A 5771-nucleotide genomic window follows, 5' to 3' on the forward strand; every position below is an offset into this window, starting at 1 on the left:
GGACGCCAATGCGGCGGAGATCGTCGACGCGCTGCCGGAAGGCTGGGACGCCGTCGCAGGGCAGCGCGGTGCGCGGCTCTCGGGCGGGCAGCGCCAGCGCATYGCCATCGCGCGGGCGCTCGTGCGCGATCCGAAGGTGCTGCTCCTCGACGAGGCGACGTCGGCGCTCGACCCCGAGTCAGAGGCGCTCGTGCGCGACGCGCTGGCACGCCTGATGCGCGGGCGGACGACGCTCGTGGTCGCACACCGGCTTTCCACGATCCGCGGCGCCGATCGCATCGTCGTGCTCGATCACGGGCGCATCGTCGAAGTGGGCCGGCACGATGAGCTGGTTGCGCGCGGCGGCCGCTACGCACGTCTCGAGCGGGCGCAGAACCTTTCCGAATGACTGAGAATCCCAGCAAGGAGACGCTCCCGATGAGCACGCACGAACGCGCCGCCGACCACTATCGATGGGTGAACGACGGCGCCCTCGGCCCCGGGCGGCTGCGCTACGGTGCCGACTACAACCCGGAGCAGTGGCCGCGGGAGGTGTGGCGCGAGGACATGCGCCTCATGCAGCAGGCCGGCGTCAACATCGTCTCGCTCGGCATCTTCTCCTGGGCGCTGCTCGAGCCGCGGCCCGGGGAGTGGGACTTCGGCTGGCTCGACGACGTCATGGACCTGCTTCACGAGAGCGGCATCGACGTCGACCTCGCCACCGCGACCGCGTCGCCCCCGCCGTGGCTGTCGCGGCTGCACCCCGAGGTGCTGCCTGTGACCGACGACGGCACCGTGCTGCACGCGGGCGGACGGCAGCACTGGCGCCCGACATCCCCGATCTTCCGGTTCTACGCCCTGAGGCTCGTGCGCAAGATCGCCGAGCGCTACGCGGACCACCCCGCGCTCGTCGCCTGGCACATCTCGAATGAGCTCGGCTGCCACAATGCGTTCGATTACTCGGATGACGCGGCCCGCGCCTTCCGCGGCTGGCTCCAGGATCGCTACCCCTCCCTCGACGCGCTGAACGATGCGTGGGGAACGGCCTTCTGGTCGCAGCACTACGGCGACTGGGAGGAGATCGTGCCGCCCCGGGTCGCGCCCACCCACGTCAATCCGGGTCGTCAGCTCGACTTCGAGCGCTTCTCGTCCGACGCGCTCCTCGGCTACCTGCGTGCGGAGAATGCGGTGCTCGCCGAGGTCACGCCATCGATTCCGCGGACCACGAACTTCATGGTCACCGAGGTCTTCCCGTCGGTCGACTACGYGACGTGGACGGGCGATGTCGACTTCGTCTCGAACGACCACTACCTCCGCCCGGGAGCGGGCGGACGCGAAGAGCTGTCGTTCTCCGCGAACCTGACCGGCAACCTCGCGCTCGGGCGTCCCTGGTTCCTGATGGAGCACGCGACGAGCGCGGTGAACTGGCGTGACGTGAACACCGTCAAGCGCGCCGGTGAACTGGCGCGGGACGCCCTGACCCACGTCGGCCACGGCGCCGATGCGGTCTGCTTCTTCCAGTGGCGCCAGTCGCGTGCCGGCGGCGAGCGGTACCACTCGGCGATGGTCCCGCACGCGGGGGAGGACAGCCGGGTCTACCGGGATGTCGCGGAGCTCGGTCGCACGCTCGGCGAGCTCGCCGCGCTGACCGGGTCGCGGCGACGGCCCGCACGGGTCGCGATCCTCTTCGACTGGGAGTCGTGGTGGGTGGCCGAGCGCGACTCGCACCCGTCCAACCGCCTCCGCTACCGGGGCGAGGCCCTCGACTGGTACACCGCCCTGCTCGACCTCGGCGTCCGCGCCGACGTGATCCCGGTCGGGTCGTCCTTCGACGACTACGAGGTCGTCATCGCCCCGATGCTCCACGTCGTGACGGGCGAGCTGCGTGGCCGGCTCGAGGCGTTCGTCGCCACCGGCCGCGAGCTCATCGTCACGTACTTCTCCGGCACCGTGGACGAGCACGACCGGGTCTGGCTCGGCGGGTATCCCGGCGCGCTGCGTGAGGTCCTCGGCATCCTCGTCGAGGAGTTCGTGCCGCTGCTCCCCGAGGAGCGGATCGGGCTGTCCAACGGGACGAGCGCTGCGAAGTGGACGGAACGCGTCCGCGTCGCCGGCGACGCGGTCACGGTCCTCGCTTCGTATGAGGATGGCGACCTCGCCGGGGCGCCGGCGATCACCCGCCGAGCGGTCCAGGGCGGKGGAGCGACGTATGTGGCCTCCGACCTCGGCGCGGATGGCCTGCGCATCCTCCTGCGCGACCTCAGCGCCGGCATCCCCGCCCTCCAGGCCGATGCCCGTGCCGCGGACGGAGCGCTCGAGCTCCTCGTGCGGGGTGACGACACGGCCGAGTACACCTTCTTCATCAACCGCACCGACGCGGAGGTCACCGCTCCGCTGCAGGGCGGCATCCCCCTGATCGCCGCCACCGACCCATCCACGCCTGAGGACACCGTCACGATCCCGCCCCGCGGCGGGATCGTGACCCGGTCGGAGGCGCGCGCCTCCCACGAGCAGAACGGGACCGATCCCCGATGACCACCACCCTTCCTTCCGCGGACAGCGCGCTTGCCGGCGCAGAGCTCTCGGCCGCGGCATCCGTGTCCCGGTTCGCGATCGGCGAGAGCGACTTCCTGCTCGACGGCGAGCCGTTCCAGATCCTGTCGGGGGCGATCCACTACTTCCGTGTGCACCCCGACCACTGGGCCGACCGCATCCGCAAGGCCAGGCTCATGGGGCTCAACACGATCGAGACCTACGTGGCGTGGAACCTGCACGCCCCGCAGCGCGGCGAGTGGGACGTCACCGGCCGGCTCGACCTCGCGCGGTTCCTGCGGACCGTCGCCGACGAGGGCATGCGCGCGATCGTCCGGCCCGGGCCCTACATCTGCGCCGAGTTCGACAACGGCGGCCTGCCCACGTGGCTGTTCACCGACCCGGAGGTGGGCGTGCGCCGCAATGAGCCGCACTACCTCGCCGCCGTGGGCGAGTACCTCGATCGGGTCAATGCCATCGTCGCGCCCCTGCAGATCGACCAGGGCGGCCCGGTGATCCTGGTGCAGATCGAGAATGAGTACGGCGCCTACGGATCGGATGCCGAGTACCTGCAGATCCTCGTAGACCGGACGCGCGCCGGCGGCATCACCGTGCCGCTCACGACGGTCGATCAGCCCGAGCCGCACATGCTGGAAGGCGGCTCGCTGCCCGGTCTGCACAAGACGGCGTCGTTCGGCTCGCGTTCCCCCGAGCGCCTCGCGGTGCTGCGCGAGCACCAGCGGACTGGGCCGCTCATGGTCTCGGAGTACTGGAACGGCTGGTTCGACTCGTGGGGCGACTACCACCACACGACCTCGGTCGAAGCCTCCGCCGCCGACCTCGACGCGCTGCTTTCGCTCGGCGCGTCCGTCAACCTGTACATGTTCCATGGCGGGACCAACTTCGGCCTCACCAGCGGAGCCAACGACCGCGGCGTGTACGCCTCGATCACCACGAGCTACGACTACGACGCGCCGCTCGACGAGGCCGGTCGCCCGACAGCGAAGTACTGGGCTTTCCGCGATGTGCTCGCGGGTCACACGACCCTGGCCGAGGACCTTCCGGCGGCCGGCGGACCGGCGCCCGAGCAGGTCGTGCTCCTCGCCGCCCGGCGTCCGTTCCTGGAGGCCATCGCATCGTCGGCCACGATCGACAGCGCCCACCTCCCGACCTTCGCCCAGGCGGGGCACGACGCCGCGATCCTCGTGCACCGCACGGAGCTGCAGCGCGACGAACCCGGCGTGCTCGTGCTCGACGACGTCCGCGATCGGGTGCACGTGCTGGTCGACGGCCTGTGCGTCGGCATCCTCTCCCGCGAGCTCGGTCAGTCCACGCTCGCGCTCCCGCCCGTGCGCGAGGAGCTCATCCTGGTCGTGGAGAGCCTCGGCCGGGTCAACTACGGGCCGCGCATCGGCGAGGACAAGGGGATCATCGGCGGCGCGTCGATCGACGGCCGGCCGCTCGGCGCATGGCGGACGACCCCGCTGCGCGAGAGCGACCTCACCGACCTCGCCGCCGGCGCGGGGGAGGGGAAGGCAGCCATCGGCGCGATCCCCGGCCTCACCTTCGCGCACGCGGAGTTCTCCGTCGACGAGCCCGCCGACCGGTTCCTCGACACCGACGGCTGGGGCAAGGGGATCGCCTGGGTCAACGGATTCTGCCTCGGCCGCTACTGGTCGCGGCCCCCGCAGCGGACCCTGTACGTCCCAGGCCCGGTGCTGCTGCACGGCCGCAACGAGCTCGTCGTGCTCGAGCTCGACGGCGCCCGCACGGACGTCGCGCGGTTCGTCGGCGACGCGGATCCCGGCCCCGTCGAGTACTGACGAGGTCCTGTTCGGCGCCCGGCATTCTCACAGCCACCCGTACCGCATGATTCTTCAGGCCCATGACGCGCCGGAGCGATGACGCTCACGGCAGCACGACACCCATCAAGGACGCACACCGATGAAGCATCGCCACCTCGGCGCCTCCGGTCTCCGGATCTCCGAGATCACCTTCGGCAACTGGCTCACCCACGGATCCCAGCTCGGCAACGATGCCGCGACCGCCTGCGTGTACGCGGCACTAGATGCCGGGATCACCACGTTCGACACCGCCGACATGTACGCGAACACCGCGGCGGAGTCGGTCCTCGGCGAGGCGCTGCGGGGCCAGCGGCGCGAATCGCTGGAGATCTTCACCAAGGCCTACTTCGCGACCGGACCCGGTGGCCCGAACGACTCGGGGCTGTCGCGCAAGCACCTCATGGAGTCGATCGACGGCTCGCTGCGACGGCTCGGCACCGACTACGTCGACCTCTACCAGGCGCATCGCTGGGATTATGCGACGCCGCTGGAGGAGACGATGGTCGCGTTCGCCGACATCGTCCGCAGCGGAAAGGCGCTGTACATCGGCGTCAGCGAGTGGAATGCCGAGCAGCTGCGGGCAGGCTCCGCCCTGGCCAAGGAGCTGCGCATCCCGTTCGTGTCGAACCAGCCGCAGTATTCCGCGCTCTGGCGAGTCATCGAAGAAGAGGTCGTGCCCGCGTCGCGTGAGCTCGGGATCTCGCAGATCGTGTGGTCGCCCGTTGCGCAGGGCGTGCTGACCGGCAAGTACCTCCCCGGACGTGCCGCTCCCGAGGGAAGTCGTGCCCGCGACGAGAAGGTCGGCGGCGACCTCAACAACCGGTGGATGCGGGATGACGTGCTCACGCGCGTGCAGCAGCTCACGCCGATCGCCGACGAGCTGTCGTTGACGATGGCCCAGCTGGCCGTCGCCTGGGTGCTGCAGAACGACAACATCGCGGCCGCCATCATCGGGGCTTCCCGCCCCGACCAGGTGCAGGAGAACGTGGCCGCATCGGGCGTCGTCATCCCCGCCGAACTGATGCGACGCATCGACGACGTGCTGGGCGATGTGGTCGAGCGCGACCCGCGCAGAACCGACGCAGAGTCACCCGATGAGCGCTGAACGACGCCGGAAACACGGGCTTATCACGGACTCATCACGGGTTGATAACTGTGGGTTGAATTAAAACAACCCGCGAGGTAATGTGTGAAAACCGAGTTTAATCGACGGTTAGGTTAACTGGTAGGCACGTCGCGGCGAAGCGACGTAAACGAACGCGAAGAGGCGGGCGGATGTCCTTGACAGCAGTACAGGCAACAGCGGTGGAAGCTGTGCCCAAGCGGCGCAAGCAGTCGCTGTGGAAGCGATTCAACGCGAGCAAGATGCTGCTTCTGATGTGCCTCCCGGCGATCGTCTTCTTCCTCATCTTCAAC

At 69.6% G+C, this 5771-nt stretch carries 4 protein-coding genes; all 4 read left to right on the top strand.

Going from position 1 to position 5771, the window contains the following annotated elements:
- Positions 1-388 (top strand): ATP-binding cassette domain-containing protein (locus tag AC1DVT_RS17365; RefSeq protein ID WP_477390330.1); only part of this gene is annotated, 388 nt, incomplete at its 5' end.
- Positions 385-2514: a beta-galactosidase gene (locus AC1DVT_RS17370; protein WP_477390332.1), complete on the top strand. Its 2130-nt coding sequence runs from the start codon at positions 385-387 to the stop codon at positions 2512-2514. The genes AC1DVT_RS17365 and AC1DVT_RS17370, both read left to right, overlap by 4 nt.
- Entirely contained in the window at positions 2511-4334 is a 1824-nt protein-coding gene (locus tag AC1DVT_RS17375; RefSeq protein ID WP_477390334.1) for a glycoside hydrolase family 35 protein, read from the top strand. The genes AC1DVT_RS17370 and AC1DVT_RS17375 overlap by 4 nt, the downstream gene beginning before the upstream one ends.
- A 121-nt stretch (positions 4335-4455) precedes the next feature.
- Positions 4456-5460 carry an aldo/keto reductase family protein gene (locus AC1DVT_RS17380; protein WP_457101955.1) on the top strand — a complete coding sequence of 335 codons (1005 nt, stop codon included), beginning with the start codon at positions 4456-4458 and terminating at the stop codon, positions 5458-5460.
- Positions 5461-5771: the final 311 nt, after the last annotated feature.

Source organism: Microbacterium sp. P2_F9 (genome assembly GCF_056403635.1).